At 46.8% G+C, this 18556-nt stretch carries 19 protein-coding genes; 4 read left to right on the top strand and 15 right to left on the bottom strand.

The genetic code is table 11. The features are described 5' to 3' along the window. Together IX95_RS26140 and IX95_RS23885 are read right to left on the bottom strand one after the other, a co-directional pair. Positions 1–110 (bottom strand): transposase (locus tag IX95_RS26140; RefSeq protein WP_200876927.1); only part of this gene is annotated, 110 nt, incomplete at its 3' end. A gap of 735 nt (positions 111–845) precedes the next feature. After that, entirely contained in the window at positions 846–1463 is a 618-nt protein-coding gene (locus tag IX95_RS23885; protein ID WP_006957580.1) for a c-type cytochrome, read from the bottom strand. 148 nt (positions 1464–1611) lie between these two features. On the opposite strand from IX95_RS23885, the gene yihA reads away from it, so the two are divergent. After that, on the top strand, positions 1612–2274 hold the full coding sequence (yihA, locus tag IX95_RS23880) for a ribosome biogenesis GTP-binding protein YihA/YsxC (protein ID WP_038164578.1): 663 nt from the start codon (positions 1612–1614) through the stop codon (positions 2272–2274). Between the two features lie 521 nt (positions 2275–2795). Here yihA and IX95_RS27120 read toward each other — a convergent pair. From IX95_RS27120 to hemB, 4 genes are all read right to left on the bottom strand, one after another. Continuing rightward, complete coding sequence (locus IX95_RS27120) at positions 2796–2843, bottom strand: hypothetical protein (RefSeq protein ID WP_438356636.1); 48 nt, start codon at positions 2841–2843, stop codon at positions 2796–2798. 193 nt (positions 2844–3036) lie between these two features. Further along, on the bottom strand, positions 3037–5832 hold the full coding sequence (gene polA / locus IX95_RS23875; RefSeq protein ID WP_038164576.1) for a DNA polymerase I: 2796 nt from the start codon (positions 5830–5832) through the stop codon (positions 3037–3039). Positions 5833–6451: 619 nt separating this feature from the next. After that, positions 6452–6886, bottom strand: coding sequence for a GNAT family N-acetyltransferase (locus IX95_RS23870; RefSeq protein ID WP_038164574.1), 435 nt, complete (start codon positions 6884–6886; stop codon positions 6452–6454). Positions 6887–6946: 60 nt separating this feature from the next. Further along, entirely contained in the window at positions 6947–7993 is a 1047-nt protein-coding gene (gene hemB, locus IX95_RS23865; RefSeq protein WP_006957572.1) for a porphobilinogen synthase, read from the bottom strand. Between the two features lie 148 nt (positions 7994–8141). Here hemB and IX95_RS23860 point away from each other — a divergent pair, with 148 nt between their 5' ends. Continuing rightward, complete coding sequence (locus tag IX95_RS23860) at positions 8142–8903, top strand: TatD family hydrolase (RefSeq protein WP_038164580.1); 762 nt, start codon at positions 8142–8144, stop codon at positions 8901–8903. A gap of 52 nt (positions 8904–8955) precedes the next feature. Here IX95_RS23860 and tatC read toward each other — a convergent pair whose 3' ends face one another. The 7 genes from tatC to rmuC all read right to left on the bottom strand — a co-directional run bounded on the left by tatC (position 8956) and on the right by rmuC (position 15129). Further along, complete coding sequence (gene tatC, locus IX95_RS23855) at positions 8956–9708, bottom strand: twin-arginine translocase subunit TatC (protein WP_038164572.1); 753 nt, start codon at positions 9706–9708, stop codon at positions 8956–8958. A 61-nt stretch (positions 9709–9769) separates the two neighbouring features. After that, the gene (tatB, locus tag IX95_RS23850) at positions 9770–10198 is read right to left on the bottom strand and encodes a Sec-independent protein translocase protein TatB (RefSeq protein WP_019277642.1); all 429 of its coding nucleotides are present in this window, start codon (positions 10196–10198) and stop codon (positions 9770–9772) included. Between the two features lie 3 nt (positions 10199–10201). Then, positions 10202–10438, bottom strand: coding sequence for a Sec-independent protein translocase subunit TatA (gene tatA / locus IX95_RS23845; RefSeq protein WP_019277641.1), 237 nt, complete (start codon positions 10436–10438; stop codon positions 10202–10204). Positions 10439–10487: 49 nt separating this feature from the next. Further along, a complete protein-coding gene (gene ubiB / locus IX95_RS23840; RefSeq protein ID WP_038164570.1) occupies positions 10488–12122 on the bottom strand; it encodes a ubiquinone biosynthesis regulatory protein kinase UbiB in 1635 nt (544 codons plus the stop codon). Then, complete coding sequence (locus IX95_RS23835) at positions 12119–12724, bottom strand: ubiquinone biosynthesis accessory factor UbiJ (RefSeq protein ID WP_021457737.1); 606 nt, start codon at positions 12722–12724, stop codon at positions 12119–12121. The genes ubiB and IX95_RS23835 overlap by 4 nt, the downstream gene beginning before the upstream one ends. 15 nt (positions 12725–12739) lie before the next feature. After that, positions 12740–13522, bottom strand: a complete 783-nt coding sequence (gene ubiE / locus IX95_RS23830; protein ID WP_019277638.1) for a bifunctional demethylmenaquinone methyltransferase/2-methoxy-6-polyprenyl-1,4-benzoquinol methylase UbiE — start codon at positions 13520–13522, stop codon at positions 12740–12742. Between the two features lie 56 nt (positions 13523–13578). Continuing rightward, positions 13579–15129 carry a DNA recombination protein RmuC gene (gene rmuC / locus IX95_RS23825; RefSeq protein WP_038164568.1) on the bottom strand — a complete coding sequence of 517 codons (1551 nt, stop codon included), beginning with the start codon at positions 15127–15129 and terminating at the stop codon, positions 13579–13581. Between the two features lie 167 nt (positions 15130–15296). Between rmuC and IX95_RS23820 the strand changes: the two genes are divergently transcribed. Continuing rightward, positions 15297–16202 (top strand): DMT family transporter, encoded by a 906-nt coding sequence (locus tag IX95_RS23820; protein ID WP_038164566.1) that lies wholly within the window; start codon positions 15297–15299, stop codon positions 16200–16202. A gap of 5 nt (positions 16203–16207) precedes the next feature. Here IX95_RS23820 and IX95_RS23815 read toward each other — a convergent pair whose 3' ends face one another. Both IX95_RS23815 and IX95_RS23810 read right to left on the bottom strand, forming a co-directional pair. Continuing rightward, positions 16208–17032, bottom strand: a complete 825-nt coding sequence (locus IX95_RS23815; RefSeq protein WP_019277635.1) for an HDOD domain-containing protein — start codon at positions 17030–17032, stop codon at positions 16208–16210. A gap of 87 nt (positions 17033–17119) precedes the next feature. Then, positions 17120–17944, bottom strand: coding sequence for an AraC family transcriptional regulator (locus IX95_RS23810; RefSeq protein WP_038164564.1), 825 nt, complete (start codon positions 17942–17944; stop codon positions 17120–17122). Between the two features lie 110 nt (positions 17945–18054). Between IX95_RS23810 and IX95_RS23805 the strand changes: the two genes are divergently transcribed. Beyond that, entirely contained in the window at positions 18055–18531 is a 477-nt protein-coding gene (locus IX95_RS23805; protein ID WP_038164562.1) for a YHS domain-containing (seleno)protein, read from the top strand. Positions 18532–18556 lie beyond the last annotated feature (25 nt).

Genomic DNA, 18556 nt, shown 5'->3' with positions numbered 1-18556 from the left:
AGCTCTTTGCCTAAATTTCCTTTCAGAATCTTTAGTCGATATTTAGGTGTCCAAACAATATGATATTGGCACCGATGATAAACGTGTGAAGCGGATTCATATCTGCTCATGTTCGTTATTTCCTTCATTTGTTGGTTGCAAACGAGGACATCTTGAACATGAGCGTTCTTCGGGCAAAGCCCAACAGAACGATCACCACCTTCTAAAGAAGGTGGTTTAGGGCTAGAAAATAAAAAAAGCGATAGATAATTCTATCGCTTTCTAAAAATGCCTTTCGGCGAAACTGTGTTGCACGGATTATCGTGCATCAAATTTCCATTTGTTTTTGGCGCTTTCCCTGCAAAAGGTGTTGTTTTTCACCGTCCTGGTGAATTTTGGCTTTCCGTTTACATCCCGTATCTGGGCTAGTCCTTAGCCTGATCCTTTTCGCTGTCTAAACCATTAGACGAGTCGACCATCCCTATCCAGTAAGCTTCCTGCTTACCTAAATTCCTTTAAGACCTCCAAGCATCCATCGCCTGCATCCTTGGAGACCATCATGGTCTAAATTCCGTATCAGCGCCCTGCCGATGAGTACACTTTAACGATTGACCAATTTTGAACAATCCACCTGAAGAAAAAAAACGGCTTTTTTTTACCCACAAAACTTCTTTTATTACTTTTCAAATAGTTACAAAAAACACAAAGAAATGAGCACAAGCGAAGATAGCCGATCTCTTACAAAAGCTCGGGAAACATGGAGCCACATAAGCAAAAAGGTGATGTGACCTGTGTCATACGAAAAAACCCAGACTTTCGTCTGGGCTCATTCAATACAACATTGCTCGGGCAGTATTTAATAGGGCTTAGTGTAGGCCGCCAACATATTTAGACAAAGTATCGATGTCTTCGTCTGTCAGTTTCTTTGCGATATCTTGCATCATGCCGTTCATGTCGTTAGCACGAGAGCCATCGCGGAATTTAACTAGCTGAGCTTTAATGTAGTCAGCGTGCTGACCAGAAATTTTAGGGAAACCTGAAAGCTCAGTGCCGTTACCACGAGGACCATGACAAGCAATACATGCTGTCAGACCACGTGAAGCATCACCCGCCGTATAAAGGGTTTTGCCTTGTTCCACTACATTTTCAGGCGTAGTGTTGTGCGAAATTGGTAGTGATGCATAGTAAGCTGCAAGATCTTTCATATCCTGCTCAGACAGTGGCATTGCCATACCGCCCATTACTGGATCAACACGACCCTGCTTACCACCACTGGTCATACCCAGCTTGAGGTCTTTCAGCTGCTTCTCAATATATTTAGCATGCTGACCTGCTAGCTTAGGGTACATTGCGAGTTGACTGTTGCCATCAGCACCGTGGCAGGCAACACAAGTTTGGGATTTTGCTTTACCAGCTTCAATACTGCCTTGGGCCCATACAGAGCAGCTGGCTAAAAGACTCAAGATTAGCGCTAATTTCTTCATGACATTCCATTATAATTATCAAGCTTCCAGTACCACTCAGAGTTGCCACTCATGGTACAATAGGCGACCTTATGCCGAGCACGGTTATTTTACACAATTTCACAAAAAAGTAATCAATCGACTACACAAAGTCGAGATGGAGTTAACAGTGAGCGTAAAAATTCATTATCAAAACACCCATTTCATCACCAGTGCACCTGATATTCGTCACATGCCTGAAGATGAAGGTATCGAAGTTGCGTTCGCAGGACGCTCCAACGCGGGCAAATCGAGTTCTCTTAACCGACTGACGAATCAGAGAAGTTTAGCAAAAACCAGTAAAACACCAGGTCGAACTCAGTTAATCAACCTGTTTAAAGTGACCGATGGCTGCCACATCGTCGATCTACCGGGATATGGCTTTGCTCAAGTACCGCTGGAAATGAAAAAGAAGTGGCAAAAATCACTCGGAGAATACCTACAAAAGCGTCAAAGTCTAAAAGGTTTAGTCGTATTGATGGATATTCGCCACCCAATGAAGGACCTCGATCAGCAACTTATTTTCTGGGCGGTCGACAGCGGCATCCCTGTACAGGTCCTACTTACCAAAGCAGATAAGCTGAAAAGTGGCGCGCGCAAAGCTCAGGTGCTTAAGATCAAGAAGGATTCTGCTGGGTTCGGTGGCGACGTGAGTGTCGCCGCGTTTTCTTCTCTGAAAGGCATTGGCGTTGACGTACTGCGTAATAAACTTGATGAGTGGTTTGCCCCTGCTGTCGCAGCGCAGCTGACTGACGAGATTATCGAAGATCAGCAGAGCGACGATCAAGAATAAGCACAGAACACAATCGAAATCAGCCTCACTCATGTGGGGCTTTTTTGTGCCTGAAGAGTAACGTTGAAAAAGAAAAGGCTTAGAAATAAAAATCCCCACCATCCTGGTGGGGCAACGGGAGAGAAATAGGAGGTAGTTATTATTATGCGAATAGGATTGTTCAAAGCCGCAGACAATGCAACGTCTGATTTTTCCTCTTCCACTTCCCTCTCCAACAACCCCTTATACCGATAAAACTCTAAAAAATATGAAAAAATTCATTATTAACACCCAACAAGGCGCGCGAGTTCGGGTTTGGTTTTCTGTTTAAAAAAATAAAAGTGTGACTGAAGTTTTCTTACAAAATTGGTCTGAGTTACCAAATGCTGTGAATAGTGAATATTAGGAACAAGTGATGTGGTAATGAGAAGCCGCTAAAGCTGTATTACCTATGAGAATAGCAATAAAGATTTGAAATGTATTGAAATTTTCTTTAGCACAATAAAAAACGCCCCAGTCAAATACTGACTGGGGCGGCTGAATCAGCCTAATCCAATAACGTGAAACAAAAGGTCTGAAAGATAGAACATCTTACCTCTGTACCCTACGCCGTTTAATGTACAACAATTGGTCAGAAATGAAAACTCTTTTTGTAATTTTTTTTCATTAAAATTTTATTAAACTACAATACTCACTTTTGAATGGTTGCTTTTTTAGGAACAAAAAAAAGCCAGCGATTGGGCGCTGGCTCATATTATTCAATCAATTTTGGCGATTTTTTGTCTAGTGCGCCTGATCCCAGTTGTCACCATGACCCGCTTCCGCAATCAAAGGTACATCCAGCTGAGCGGCGGATTCCATCAATTCTTGTACTTTACTTTCAATTTCGGCTAAAGCTGACTCCTGAACTTCAAAGACCAGTTCATCGTGCACCTGCATCAGCAATTTCACTCGACCCTGACCTTGGCTCTCAATCCATTCATCCACCAATAACATCGCTTTCTTGATGATGTCCGCTGCTGTCCCCTGCATTGGAGCGTTGATCGCAGCACGTTCTGCCGCTTTACGACGCATGCCGTTGCGTAATTTTATTTCTGGCAGATGCAGACGACGGCCAAAGATGGTTTCGACATAACCTTGTTCAGCTGCAGCGCTGCGGGTGTCTTCCATGTATTGCATCACACCTGGGTAGCGCTCAAAGTAGGTATCCATGTATTGCTGTGCTTCGCCACGTGGAATACCCAACTGCTTCGCCAGACCAAAAGCACTCATGCCATAAATAAGGCCAAAGTTGACTGCTTTCGCACGACGACGTTGTTCAGCTGACACCTGCTCGATGTCTACACCAATGATTTCAGCCGCAGTTGCTGCATGAATGTCTTTTCCTTGCTGGAAGGCGTCTAGCAGCGCTTTGTCTCCTGAAAGGTGCGCCATAATGCGCAATTCAATCTGGGAGTAATCGACCGCCATGATCTTGTAACCATGTGGAGCGATAAACGCCTGGCGAATACGTCGACCTTCATCATTACGGATTGGGATATTCTGTAGGTTAGGATCAGTCGAAGATAGACGGCCAGTCGCGGTTACAGCCTGATGATAAGACGTATGGACACGGCCTGTCTCAGGATTAATCATTTTCGGCAGCTTATCAGTATAAGTCGATTTGAGCTTCGCTAAGCCACGATATTCGAGGATCAGTTTTGGCAACGGGTAATCTAATGCCAACTCCTGCAGAACCTCTTCATTAGTTGAAGGCGTTCCCGACGGCGTTTTCTTCACAACCGGCAGGCCCATTTTCTCAAACAGAATCGCTTGCAGCTGCTTTGGCGAATTCATATTGAATTCTTGCTCAGCGATTTCAAACGCTTGCTGCTCCAGCTCATCAAGGCGCAACGCAATTTCCTGCGACTGAGCGGCCAGCTTCATGTCATCAATCAACACGCCTGTGCGTTCAATACGTGATAAAACGGGAACCAGCGGCACTTCGACCTCTTCATAGATGGTCTTCAGCTTTTCATCCTGCTCAATGTTGGCGAGCAAGCGATTGTGTAAACGGAGGGTCACATCAGCATCTTCTGCGGCGTATGGTGAAGCTTGTTCCAGTTCAATCTGATTGAACGTCAGCTGCTTCTTGCCTTTACCCGCAATCTGCTCAAAAGAAATGCAGCTGTGCTGAAGGAATCGCAGTGCCAGGCTGTCCATATCATGCTTGCCACCCACGCTGTTGTAAACGTATGACGCGAGCATGGTGTCATGCTTAATGCCTTTCATCTCAATGCCGTAGCGAGCCAATACCGACGCATCGTATTTTAGATTCTGCCCCACTTTCGCCTGAGCATCATCTTCAAGAATCGGCTTCAATTGCTCTAGTACCCAATCGCGATCAAGCTGCTCTGGCGCATCAAGATAATCATGCGCCACAGGCACGTATGCAGCGACGCCTTCTTCTGTCGCAAACGACACACCAACCAGATTCGCCACCATGTAATCGAGGCTGTCGGTTTCGGTATCAAACGCGAAGACATCCGCCGCTTTGAGTTTATCTAACCAAGTATTGAATGCCTGTTGGTCAAGAATGGTTTCGTACTGGCTGCGATCAATCGTCACTGCAGAGGTATCGATCTCGCTGGCTGTGGCAGAGGCTCCAGCCCCCGACGCTGCGCCGGACTTTTCATCTGCCACGACAACACCCGTACCACCTTCCAGTAATTCATTGAGCCAAGATTTGAACACCAACTGGCCATACAGTTTGATCAGCTCATCGGTATTCGGTTCGGCCTTGAGCAGTGAGTCTGGCGTTTCTTCCAGCTCAACATCCAACTTAATCGTGGCAAGCTCGTAAGAAAGAAACGCTTCTTCTTTGTTATCGACCAGCTTTTTCGCCATGGTCTTCGAGCCACGGAACCCAAGCGGTGCGATGTCATCAAGATTGTCGTACAACTTCTCCAAACTGCCGATACCCTGCAGTAATGCAGTTGCGGTCTTATCACCAACACCCGGTACACCTGGGATGTTATCAACTTTATCGCCCATCAAAGCGAGATAATCGATAATCAGCTCTGGTGGAATACCAAATTTTTCAATCACGCCTTCTCGATCCATCACCACATTGGTCATGGTGTTGATCAGAGTCACGTTGTCATCCACCAACTGCGCCATATCTTTATCGCCGGTACTGATCAATACTGGCATCCCCGCTTGTGAAGCCTGATACGCGAGCGTACCAATCACATCATCCGCCTCCACACCCGGAACACAGATCAGAGGCAAACCCATTGCGCGAATCACATTGTGCAGAGGTTCAATCTGACAACGGAGATCATCAGGCATCGGAGGACGGTTGGCTTTGTATTCCGGATACATCTCATCACGGAAGGTTTTTCCCTTAGCATCAAAGACCACTGCGATACGCTCAGAGGCAAACTGACGCATCATACTGCGTAGCATGTTTACCACACCATAAACAGCGTTCGTCGGGATATCACCGTTGCTCATAGTGCCCGGATAAGCATGAAATGCGCGGTAAAGATAAGAAGAGCCGTCAATCAAAATCAACGGGTTGTCAGGAATACGAGCCATAGTCTTTAAGCATCCAAAGAAAAAAGATCTGCCTAGAATGCCATGACTCTGACAGTGGATCCATTTTAACTCGGCATGCACTACTCACACATTTGGCGAATAATCTTTCACACCACAACCTCAACTGTGGATAACTCTGTTTATATTATTTATCCACTAACGCTTTACATCGTCACAAAACTGTAATTAAACAATTTAAGATACTGAAAAATATAACAAATGAATTAGATCGATCGTAAATAGATCGATCTTGAAACGATCCTCAACTGTGGAAAAGACTACTGGTGTCCTTTTATCCAACCACAGATTTCAGGCATAAAAAAAGCGACATCGTATCGATGTCGCCTAGCAAAAAGGGGTCAAAGCGTATTCAATTGAATCGTTAGCTTTGCCATAAAGCTATAAATTACACTGGAAGCAATGTGAGCAATGTCGTGTCAAAAAGAACTAGTGCAAGTTCAATTAAGTTCAGTGTCATCACCGTCTCCAAGTTGAATCTGGTAACTCGACGTCCTTGTGAACTTCTCTTATTCTCTAAGACGAGATAAATAATAATTATTCTCATTTATCCCGTCAACCCCTAAATGAGAAAAAATCTCATTTAATTTTTATGACAGTGCTACAACTGCTTCACGAAATGAATTCTAGATTCGACTAGGGGATCTTTTACTTCAAACTTTTCAATTAGATAACCATTCCTCAGCAAGAGTCTTAACATGGAAGGAAATTGATTACGGGATTTCACCTTAAGTTGAGAATAAGCGTGTTTTTTGACCCAGATCTCCTGATAATCGAGTAACTTCTGTGCCACCCCTTTATTTCTAGCGAGTGGTGATACCCCACCGAACCAGCTATAAAATGTGTTTTCGTCGATTTCATATCCAATTTTAAACCCAAGTAGCTGGCCATTTTCTTCAGCCACCTGAATGAGGTGTCGCTTACCGTCTAATCGTTCGGACAAGCTTTCTACGCTTTCTTTGTGTACGAACTCTTTGATAGTCGCGACGATTTCAACACACTCTTCTAGTGTTCCAAGTCGATACTCAACACTCATCGGTTCTCCTTAAACAACAAAGGCTGGCAAAAGCCAGCCTTTTAATATTTGTAAACTGAGTTATTCAGCGTCTTTTAGAAACTGAGCAGGCTGAGCATTTTCTTCTGCCAACCACTCAGCGACATCTTTAGCAAAGTAAGTCAGGATACCGTCTGCACCTGCACGCTTAAAGCAAAGCAGTGATTCCATCACAGTCTCACGCTCTTTAAGCCAACCGTTTTGGAATGCCGCCTTGTGCATCGCGTATTCACCCGAGACTTGATAAGCAAACGTCGGGACTTGCAGTTCCGATTTAACACGGCGCACCACGTCAAGATATGGCATACCCGGCTTGACCATCACCATGTCCGCGCCTTCGTTGACATCCATTGCGACCTCATGCACTGCTTCATCACTGTTGGCCGGATCCATCTGGTAGTTTTTCTTGTTACCACCTTTAAGGTTACCCGCTGAGCCGACTGCATCACGGAAAGGCCCATAGTAATAAGACGCGTATTTAGCAGAGTAAGCCATGATCTGAGTATTGATATGGCCTGCTTCTTCCAGCGCTTCACGAATAGCGCCAATGCGACCATCCATCATGTCTGACGGCGCAACAACATCAGCGCCCGCTTCTGCGTGAGACAAAGCCTGTTTGACCAAAACTTCTGTCGTAGCGTCATTCAGGACGTAGCCTTCTTCATCGATGATGCCGTCTTGGCCATGCGTTGTGAATGGGTCAAGTGCCACATCAGTAATTACGCCAATTTCTGGCACATGCTCTTTTAAAGAACGGACCGCACGCTGAACCAAACCTTCTGGGTTGTATGCTTCAGCCGCACACAAGCTTTTTGCGTCCTGATTCACCACAGGGAACAATGCAATCGCCGGCACACCGAGTCTGGCTAAGTATTGTGCTTCTTCCAACATCAGGTCGATAGACAGGCGCTCAATCCCAGGCATAGAGTCAACGGTTTCGCGGCGGTCTTTTCCCATCAAAATAAACATTGGGTAAATCAGATCACTTGCCGTTAGTTGATTTTCAGCCATTAGGCGACGACTAAAGTCATGTTTACGTATACGACGCATGCGACGGCCAGGGAACTGACCTTGAATGGAAACTGACACTCTGTTCTCCTTGTGTGGTGAAAGTGCTTGATTTGCATGATATCACTCTTGAGTAATGACGCTAGCAGCAAGCGATAAAAATGCAAAAAATGACCAAATGCTCACACTGCCGTATACTCTGGCCAATCCAGCTTTACAGAGACAAACCATGATCGATACTCACGCCCATATTTATGCCAGCGAATTTGATAATGACCGCGACCAAGTGGTAGAGAGAGCCTTGGCTCAGGGGATAGACAAAATCCTGCTGCCAAACATCGATCTGGATTCAATTGAGCCGATGCTAAAAACTGAGGCGGCCTATCCGCAGGTGTGTCGTTCTATGATGGGGCTTCATCCATGTTATGTCGATGGCAATGTTGAACAGACACTGCAGGTGATTCGCCATTGGTTTGAGAAACACAACTTCATTGCTGTGGGCGAAATCGGCATCGATCTCTACTGGGATAAAACCTATAAAGCCGAGCAGGAAATGGCGTTTGTCAGCCAGCTCAACTGGGCTAAAGAGATGAAGCTACCTGTCGTCATCCACACCCGTGACTCCATTGAAGAAACGCTGCAGCTACTTGAACAGGAACAAGATGGCTCGTTGTCTGGCGTATTCCACTGTTTTGGCGGCAGTGTTGAAGAAGCAAAAGCGATCAATGGATTAGGTTTTCACCTCGGTCTGGGAGGCGTGTCGACATTTAAAAATGGCGGGATGGACAAAGTCATTCCGTCTCTGGATATGGGCTATGTCATTCTTGAAACGGACAGCCCTTACCTAGCTCCAGTACCACACCGTGGCAAACGCAATGAACCTGCATACACATCCTTGGTTGCGCAGCGAGTCGCTGATTTACGTGACATCAGTGTCGACCAAGTCGATGCCATCACCACGTCCAACGCCACTAAGCTATTCCAACTGTAATGAAAAAAGGCTTGCCACTTGGCAAGCCTTTCTCTTATGTCATAACCTGATATCAGGCCTCTTCTTGTTCTTCTTCATCGTCATTCTTGCGCACATAGAAGCGCGCAAAGAACAAGCCGACCTCAAACAATAAGCACATTGGGATCGCCAGCAGCGTCTGCGAAATCATATCCGGCGGCGTCAGCATCATGCCGACGATAAACGCGCCAACGATAATGTATGGGCGCTTTTCGCTTAAACTTTTCGGATCCGTCGCCCCCGTCCAGCACAGCAATATAATCGCCACCGGCACTTCAAACGCAATACCAAAGGCTAAGAACAACGCCAGCACAAAATCGAGGTAGCTGGAGATATCCGTGGCGAACTCTACGCCGCCCAGTGATATCGCTGTAAAAAAGCCAAAGACCAGTGGGAATACCACGAAGTACGCGAAAGCCACACCACAATAGAACAGCAGCGAGCTGGAAAACATCAATGGCATAATCAGGCGTCGTTCATGCTTGTACAGACCGGGAGCAACAAACGCCCAAACCTGATAAAGAATGTACGGCACAGCCACAAAAATTGACGCGATTAAAGTCAGCTTTAGCGGGGTGAAAAATGGCGATGCAACATCAGTCGCAATCATTGTCGCCCCTTCAGGCAGGCGCTCAACGAGAGGCGACGAGACAAACTCATAGATGTCATTCGCGAAATAGATCAAGCCAACAAACACCACCAGAACCGCAACAATCGCTCGTAGCAGACGATTACGCAGTTCTAGCAGATGGCTGATCAAAGGTTGTGTCTGCTCAACAGAAGACATGAAAACCTCTACTCTAAAAGATCGAAAAGGAGCTGCTCACAGCAGCTCCCCTAATGCGAGACTATTCGGCTTTTTTATCTGCCTGAGGTACCGGCTGGGCATCCAGTGACTCGACCGCATCTGCGGAGTGTTTCGCTTCTGCAGCGGACGGTTTGTCCACTTCAGCTTCAACGTTGGTAGACGCTGAATCGCTTTTACTCGCATATGGGCGTTGCACATCTTGCGCGGCTTGCTTGAGTTCTTCAACAGAAGACTTCAGCTCTGGCGACAGATCTTCCATCCCCATTTTCTCTGCTTTACGCAAGTTTTCTTGCAGTTCCTGAACCTTTAGTTCATGTGAAAGCTCATCTTTCACACTGTTTGCCATGTTTTTCGCCGCCCCGACAAATCGTGACACGCTGCGAATCGCATGAGGTAAACGCTCAGGACCAAGAACCACCAGCCCGACGACAGATATTAATACCAGTTCCCAGAAACCGATATCAAACACGTGTTACGCCTGCTCTTTATCTTTCTTTGTTTCAGCAGAAGCATCTGTCTTCTGCTGCTCAATGTTTTTTGGCTCAAAGTCCGCGTCTTTTTTCGCCGGGTCTTCGTCGTTCATGGCTTTCTTGAAGCCCTTCACTGCGCCACCTAGATCACCTCCGATACCACGTAGTTTCTTAGTACCGAATAGAAGAATAACAATGACAGCAATAATCAGAAGTTGCCAAATACTAATACCACCCATTTTCTATACCTCGGGTTTTACTAAACAAATCATTTCAATAGCTTAACGTCTATTGACGATAAGCTCGCCAACTGAGCAGCCAAAATGTGACACCACCGATAGCGCTTGCCATGGATAGCTGCTCATACGCACTGTTGACCAATATTGCCGAGCATACGACTAATGTGGCCCCAATACCAAATAAAAATTTCCCCGTTGCCTGCTGACGTTTCGTAGTGCGGTAGCCTTGATAGAGCTGATCCATACGCTGATTCATCATCTTGCCCTGACGTAAACTGTCATACAGTAGCTCTGGCAATTCAGGCAGCTTCTCGGCCCAAAACGGCGCGCGATCCTTGACCGCATTAATCACTGCCTGCGGCCCTACTTGATTCATCATCCACTCTTCAAGGAATGGCTTTGCAGTTTCCCATAAATCAAGCTGTGGGTAGAGCTGACGCCCCAAGCCTTCCACATACAATAGGGTTTTCTGCAGCAGCACCAGCTGTGGCTGTACTTCCATATTGAAGCGGCGTGCGGTGTTAAATAGGTTCAGTAACACATGTCCGAACGAGATTTCACACAGCGGCTTAGCAAAAATCGGTTCACACACAATGCGAATGGCGAATTCAAACTCATCAACGTTCGTTTCACGTGGAACCCAACCTGATTCAACGTGTAACTCAGCCACACGGCGGTAATCACGGTTAAAGAAGGCGAGGAAGTTTTCCGCCAGATAGCGTTTGTCTTCACTATTCAGCGTTCCGACTATGCCACAGTCCAAACCAATCCACTGTGGATTGTCCGGATGCTCAGGGTTAACAAAAACGTTGCCCGGATGCATATCGGCATGGAAAAAGCTGTCGCGGAACACCTGAGTGAAAAAGACACTCACACCGCGCTCGGCCAATAGCTTCATATTGGTGCCATTGGCCTTCAAGCCTTCTATGTCAGAAACTTGGATGCCGTATATTCGCTCAGAAACCATTACAGTTTCATTACTAAAGTCCGTAATTACTTCAGGAACATACAATTCATCGCTGCCTTCAAAGTTTCTTCTCAGCTGAATCGCATTTGCCGCTTCTCGTCGTAAGTCCAACTCATCGAGGAGCGTTTTTTCATACTCACGCACCACTTCAACTGGTTTCAAACGACGTGCTTCAGGAAGTGCTTTGGCGACTATACGCGCCATTCGGTACATCAGTTTTAGATCTGCATCAATGACCGGACGAATATCTGGCCGGATAACCTTTAATACCACTTCTTGGTTAGTCGATTTGAGCTTGGCGGTATGGACTTGAGCGATCGATGCGGAGGCCAGTGGTTTGATATCAAAGTCGGTAAACCAATTTTCCAAAGGGCCACCTAACGCCAGCTCAATCTGCTCTCTGGCTAGCTGACCATCAAAGGGAGAAACTTGGTCTTGAAGCAGCGCCAACGGATCGGCAATGTGCGCAGGGAAGAGATCACGTCGGGTCGACATCATCTGGCCAAACTTGATCCATACCGGACCAAGCTCCTGCAGAGCAAGGCGCAACCTTTCACCTAACTCTTTGTCAGCGTGTTGGTTTTTAATCCAAAACAGCGCTTTACGAGCAAGCAAAGGGGCTTGGGTTAACTGGTGATTAGGCAGCAGTTCGTCAAGACCGTATTCAAGCTGAACTTTGATTATGCGATAGAGTCGTTTCAGTTCGGCCGGAGTCATGCGCGCTCCAGTAACTGATTCAACTTAGCTTCAACGCGAGCAGCCTGACTTCTGACGTCGTCAACCTGATCGCAGAAATGGGCAATTTCTAGTGGCGCTGGCGCCAGTTTCCACTCTTCGGTAATAACCTGAGCAAGGTGGTTTTGATGTTTGTCCGCTTTTGTTTTAACAAACTGTCCTAAATTGGACACGCCTTGAACTAAGCTATGCGCCACCACATCCCCCGTGACGCGCGACAACCACTCTTCAATGTCCGGTTTGCAATCCGTCATTAGCTGAGAGAATTTCTGCGCCAGTTGAATATCGCCTTCCAGTATCACTTTGTCTTGCTTGATCAGCTTGGTGATATTGGATTGCTCGCGCAGCTCTGGCAGCACCGATAGGTTTAATGATAGGTAGCAGTCTGGTTGACCTTCGTAATTCGCCAGAACATCAATTTGCTGGCTGAAGACAAAAGTCAGTGTCTTATTGAGCTCTTTGAGGTGAACTTGAATCACCTGGCCTTTAAGACGGGCAAGACGACGCCCCAGCTCTGGGTCGTCGTTAATAAGTGTATTGAGTGTTGATTCAATCGCAGCAGTAACAAGAGGTTCAAATGGCATAGCGATCCTTTAACCTCAGAATTTGTAGCCACGATGCAGCGCAACGATGCCGCCGGTCAGGTTGTAGTAGCTGGCTTTCTCAAATCCAGCATTTTCCATCATCCCTTTCAAGGTTTCCTGATCCGGGTGCATACGAATAGACTCTGCCAGATAACGGTAGCTCTCAGAATCATTTGCTACCAGCTCACCCATTTTCGGCAATAGGTGGAATGAGTACGCATCGTAGATTTTTGACAAAGGCTCAAGCACAGGCTTAGAGAATTCGAGCACTAGAAGACGCCCGCCAGGCTTCAAAACACGGAACATCGAGCGCAGGGCTTTGTCTTTGTCTGTCACGTTACGTAGACAGAAGCTGATGGTGATGGCATCGAAGTAATCATCTGGGAAAGGCAATTCTTCAGCGTTAGCCTGAACATAATGCACGTTGCCTACAATGCCGTTGTCACGCAGTTTGTCGCGACCAACATTCAGCATTGAGTTGTTGATGTCAGCCAGAACCACATGGCCCTTTTCACCAACAATGCGAGAGAACTTCGCCGTCAGATCGCCCGTACCACCACCGAGGTCCAGCACACGCTGACCCGGACGCACACCACTGCAATCGATCGTGAATCGTTTCCAAAGACGATGCACACCACCCGACATTAAGTCGTTCATGATGTCGTATTTGGCCGCTACAGAGTGGAATACCTCTGCTACCTTGGCGACTTTCTCTTCTTTGGCGACTGTGGTGAAACCAAAATGCGTGGTTTCATTTGATTCTAAAGCTGTATTCGACTGCACGCTTGTATCCGTCATGATGATTCCTCTTCAAGCAACGCTATGAATAAATACGACCTGAGCGCTGCGGGCAATTAGTTTACTTTATCCTCAGCCGGATGTCTTTCAGCGATAGAATCATTTTCACTCATCGAGTTATTTTCTGTGAGCCCATCATATTGAGCCAGTTCTGTCAGGCTCGACGAGATTGGCTTTTTCACCTCAACACCAAGCTGCTTAAAGCTTTCCGCCTGACGAATCACATTGCCTCGGCCAGTGGCGAGCTTGTTCATCGCGCCCTGATAACTCTGGTTCGCTTTATCCAGCGCACCGCCTAGGCTTTCCATATCATCGACAAACAAACGCAACTTGTCATACAGCTTACTGGCTCGCTCCGCAATGATTTGCGCATTTTGATTCTGTCGTTCGTTGCGCCACAAGTTATCGATCGTACGCAATGCCACCAGCAAGGTCGTCGGGCTGACCAGAATAATGTTTTGCTCCATCGCATCCTTGACCAGATCCGGATCGGCCTGAATCGCAACCTGAAACGCTGGCTCAACTGGGATAAACATCAGCACGTAATCAAGGCTCTGAATCCCTTTAAGCTGATGATAGTCCTTTTGTGAGAGCCCTTTAATATGATTCCTAACCGATAGTAAGTGGTCACTTAGTGCTTGTTCTTGATCTAACTCAGATTCGGCGTTGAAGTAACGCTCATAGGCGACCAGGGTCATTTTAGAGTCGACCACCACCTGCTTATCTTGCGGCAAGTGGACAATCACATCCGGCTGATAGCGCTTACCTGCTTCATTCTGTAGGCTCACCTGAGTCTGGTACTCGTGCCCTTCACGCAATCCGGACTCCGCCAACACGCGCGCAAGGACGACCTCTCCCCAGTTGCCTTGCTGCTTGTTGTCACCTTTTAGTGCCTGAGTCAGGTTGACCGCTTCGCGCGTCATCTGTTCATTGAGGCGTTGCAGGTTCTTCAGTTCATGCACTAAGGTGTGTCGCTCTTTCGCTTCAACCGTAAAACTGTCATTGACCTGTTTCTTAAACCCTTCCAACTGTTCTTTAAGTGGCGATAGCAACCCTTCCAGACTTTGGCGGTTTTGTTGGTCAACTTTGGCGGTCTTAGCCTCAAATAGCTGATTGGCCAGATGTTCAAACTGCTGCTTTAGACGAGACTCGGCCTGTTCCAGCAATTGCAATTTATCGTGGTTGGCTTTGTTCTCTTCTTGATGGCGAGCTTCTTGTTCTCTGAGCTGGGCTTCAAGCTGAGCTTTCTGATCGCGGCTTTGAGTCAGCTCCTCAGCGTATTGTAGTCTTTCTTGCTTAACCGCCTCGAAGTAACGCAATTTTTCTAGAACCGCCATCAATTTACCGTGGGACTGTTTGAGCTCATACGCGACTTTATCTCGCTCGCTATCTAGCTCATCCAGTTCCTGTTGTGCTTGCTCTAGCTCTTTCTGTAACTGGCTGATTTGCGTTGTTGCCAGTTGCTGATTGGATTCAAGTTGTTGTTTTAAAAGCTGTTGATCAAAGCGTGTTTTCTGCCTGATCCACCAGCCCACTCCGACTCCGCTGATCGCCGCACTGCTAATAGCGCTAATAAGTAGGACTTGGTTGTCCAGAATCCATTGCATAATAAAGGGTTAACTCTTATTTCAGGTACTGTTTCAATGGTATTTTACTACTGGATAAATGTCCAGTTTGTCGGCTAGATATCGAACAGCTAGACTAAGCGCTCTCTAATCTCTCCCACCGCCAGTTGCCAACGAATCTAACTCGTTGGTTTTATTAAAGGAACATCATGAACGAGCGTCGTGCTTTAGGTTTTGGTCTGTCTGCCGTCCTATTGTGGTCTACCGTAGCCACCGCCTTTAAATTAACTCTTGCAGAGCTTACCCCGATTCAAATGCTGACGGTTGCCAGCGTGGTCTCAGCTCTTGCCTTGACCGCCGTATGTGCCATTCAGGGCAAACTGTCTTCGCTAGCCAGTACTTTCTTTGCGAATCCTTGGTATTACTTGTTGCTTGGCTTGATCAATCCACTGGCGTACTACGTCATCTTATTCAAAGCCTATGACTTACTTCCTGCCTCACAAGCGCAAGCGATCAACTATAGCTGGGCGATTACTTTGACTCTGATGGCTGCCGTCTTCCTCGGCCAGAAAATCCGCAAGCAGGACTGGATAGCCTGCACGCTGAGTTACTTTGGCGTGATTGTCATTGCTACTAAAGGTGATGTACTGGGCCTGAGTTTCGAGAGCCCGTTAGGGGTGGGATTGGCTCTGCTATCCACTCTGCTTTGGGCCAGCTACTGGATACTCAATACTAAAAACAAAGCCGATCCTATTGTCGGCGTGTTACTCGGTTTTTTGGTTGCAATACCATTCGCAATTGGCCTAAGCCTCTACGAAGGTGCCAGCTGGAACGGTATTTCTCTGCAAGGTTGGCTAGCGGTCAGCTATATTGGCCTATTTGAAATGGGCGTAACCTTTGTCCTGTGGCTCAGCGCACTCAAATTAACGCAAAACACTGCGCGTATCAGCAATCTGATATTCGCTTCACCGTTTATTTCTCTGGCGTTGCTGGCGACCATCATAGGTGAAGAAATACATCCCACAACCTTGATCGGCTTAGTGTTGATCATTACCGGACTAGTGATCCAGCAGATCAAATTTGGCAAAAAAGATCTCACGCAATCCGTGAGTTAACATTTTTAGAACAATTGGTAAGCCATCTCACTTCCCTGGCCTCGCACCTCATCAATTTTATCAGTGAGGTCAGGGGAAACTCGCAATGCTGCTGCGGCCTTATGCCTGCTCAAATACCCTTGTTTTTCATCAACACTGAGCATTGAGTCCCACTGATGGTCAATATCACGAGCTAGAAACATCAAGCAAGCCAGCCTTTTCGATTCCACCGCTTTGCCTGGATGATTAACATTAGCAATAGCATCAACCAGTTCAGAGGGAAACTTCCAGCTTTCCGCTAAGGCTGCTCCCAACTGCTGTGCGTCCGTACCTAACACTTCACGCTGTACATCGACAGGGTTTTCGCCATTTTCCACCCGACGGCTGATTTCCAACGCCTGCTCAGGCTCTAAAGAGTGAATCATCAGCTCACCAATGTTGTGTAGAATACCGGCAATAAAAGCTTCATTAGGATCAACTTTGACGTCTTTAGCAACTGTACTGGCAATGGTTGCCACTTCAAAGGTACTTGCCCAGTAATCTTTGATATTGAGGGTTTCCAGTTTAGGAAATGTTGAGGCAAGAATAGAAGAAGAAATTAAATTGCGAATCGCGCCAACACCAATTCGCACAATCGCATCATTAATGTTGGAAACCCCTTTAACACCACCGAATTGCGCTGAGTTTGCCATCCTTAACACACGCGCTAACAACACCTGATCCATGGCCATTTTCTTTGCCAGCTCACCAAAATCGATTTGCTCCCTGTTAACCATCTCCAGCAATTCCTGAAGTACGCTTTCGATTCTGGGTAATTCATTGATTCTTGAGATCAGCGCTTGATAGCTCATATACCACTCCTTCAGCAAGTTCTGTCCATTTAATATAGGACAGAAATTGAGCAAAAGATCGATAACGGTTGTGCCAAGCACTTGCGATCAACACTGTTTGTCCCGCAGCCACTGGCGTGGCGACATTCCGGAAATATTATGAAAGGCGCGCGAAAACCCCGAGTAACTGCTATAGCCCACTTCATCCGCGACCCAGTTCAACGGTTTACGCTGCAACAATAATGATTGTGCGACTGAGATGCGCCATTTCTGCACATAATCTCCGGGCGTTTCTCCAACTACCGCTTTAAACGTATCAATGAACTGAGTACGTGACATCGCCGCCACCGAGGCAAGCTCGGCCAAACTGAAATGCCTTGCAGGTAACTGGTGCACAGCAGACACCACACCAGCAAGGCGTGGATGAGCCAGCGCAGCAAACAGCCCCTGCTCTAATTTCTTCTCTTCCACCAAATGGCGAAAAATCAGAGCCATCAGAGCATCACTCAATTTGTCCATCAGAAACTGTTGCCCAGCTAAATCGTTGCCAGATTCACAAAATAAGGCATCAATGACAGGTGTCAGGCTTGGCGCAGCGCTAAATGGGATAACAATTACCTCAGGAAGTGCGGACAACAAAGGGTTCATCTGTCCAACGCGATATTCCACATTTGCGCACACCAGCTCCGCTCCGGACTCAACACCTTCAATGACGTGATTGGTCCCATGTGGCAGATAGAGAATAGATGGCTCAACAATATGGCGTGATTCACTGTGTGTTTTATCGAGTGTCAGCTCGCCAGACTGCAAAACGTGTAAATGGCCACTGGTTTGCGGGTTTGCTTGGAATGTAGACACACCACATAAGTGACCGGAATAAAACACACCAGTACGTATTGAGCAGTGCTCCATGAGTTGTGAGAGTAAATCCATTTCATCTCCGGACTTTTCGCATAGTTTTTTGGCTCTTAGTCCCACTATAGACCGGATAAGTCGACTAAATTCTTTCAGGCAAGGTAATCAAAACAGACAAGGAGCTTGCTATGTCACGCATCAAATCCACGGGTCAAAAACTCACTTTAATGGCTGCAATGCTCGGTACCAGCTTTTCATTAATGGCAGCCGATATTGATATGAGCGTCGACCAAAACGACTTAGCGATCAAGGGATATGACCCTGTCGCTTACTTTACTGACCAAGGCGCTGTCCAAGGCAACTCACAGTTTACGGCAACGTATAAAAATGCCATTTATCACTTTGCCAGCAGCGAAAACCGCGATCAGTTTCGTGCAGACCCTCAGGCATACGCGCCTCAATACGGTGGCTATTGCGCCTTTGGGGTTGCCATGGGTAAAAAGTTTGAGACTGATCCACAAGCTTGGAAGATAGAAGACGGCAAGTTGTACCTAAATTTAGATAAGACCGTGCAAAAGCGTTGGTTGGAAGACACTCAAGGCTTTATTCAGGATGCCAACGGCAATTGGCCAACAATTAAAACCGTTGCGGCTGATCAACTGTAACACGGCTGCGCCTCAATTCAGGGGC

The sequence above is a fragment of the Vibrio sp. B183 genome (assembly GCF_000740665.1).
Taxonomy (GTDB): Bacteria; Pseudomonadota; Gammaproteobacteria; order Enterobacterales; family Vibrionaceae; genus Vibrio; species Vibrio coralliilyticus.
Note: the sequence above shows the minus strand (reverse complement) of the source record. Positions and strands in the feature narration are given on the sequence as shown.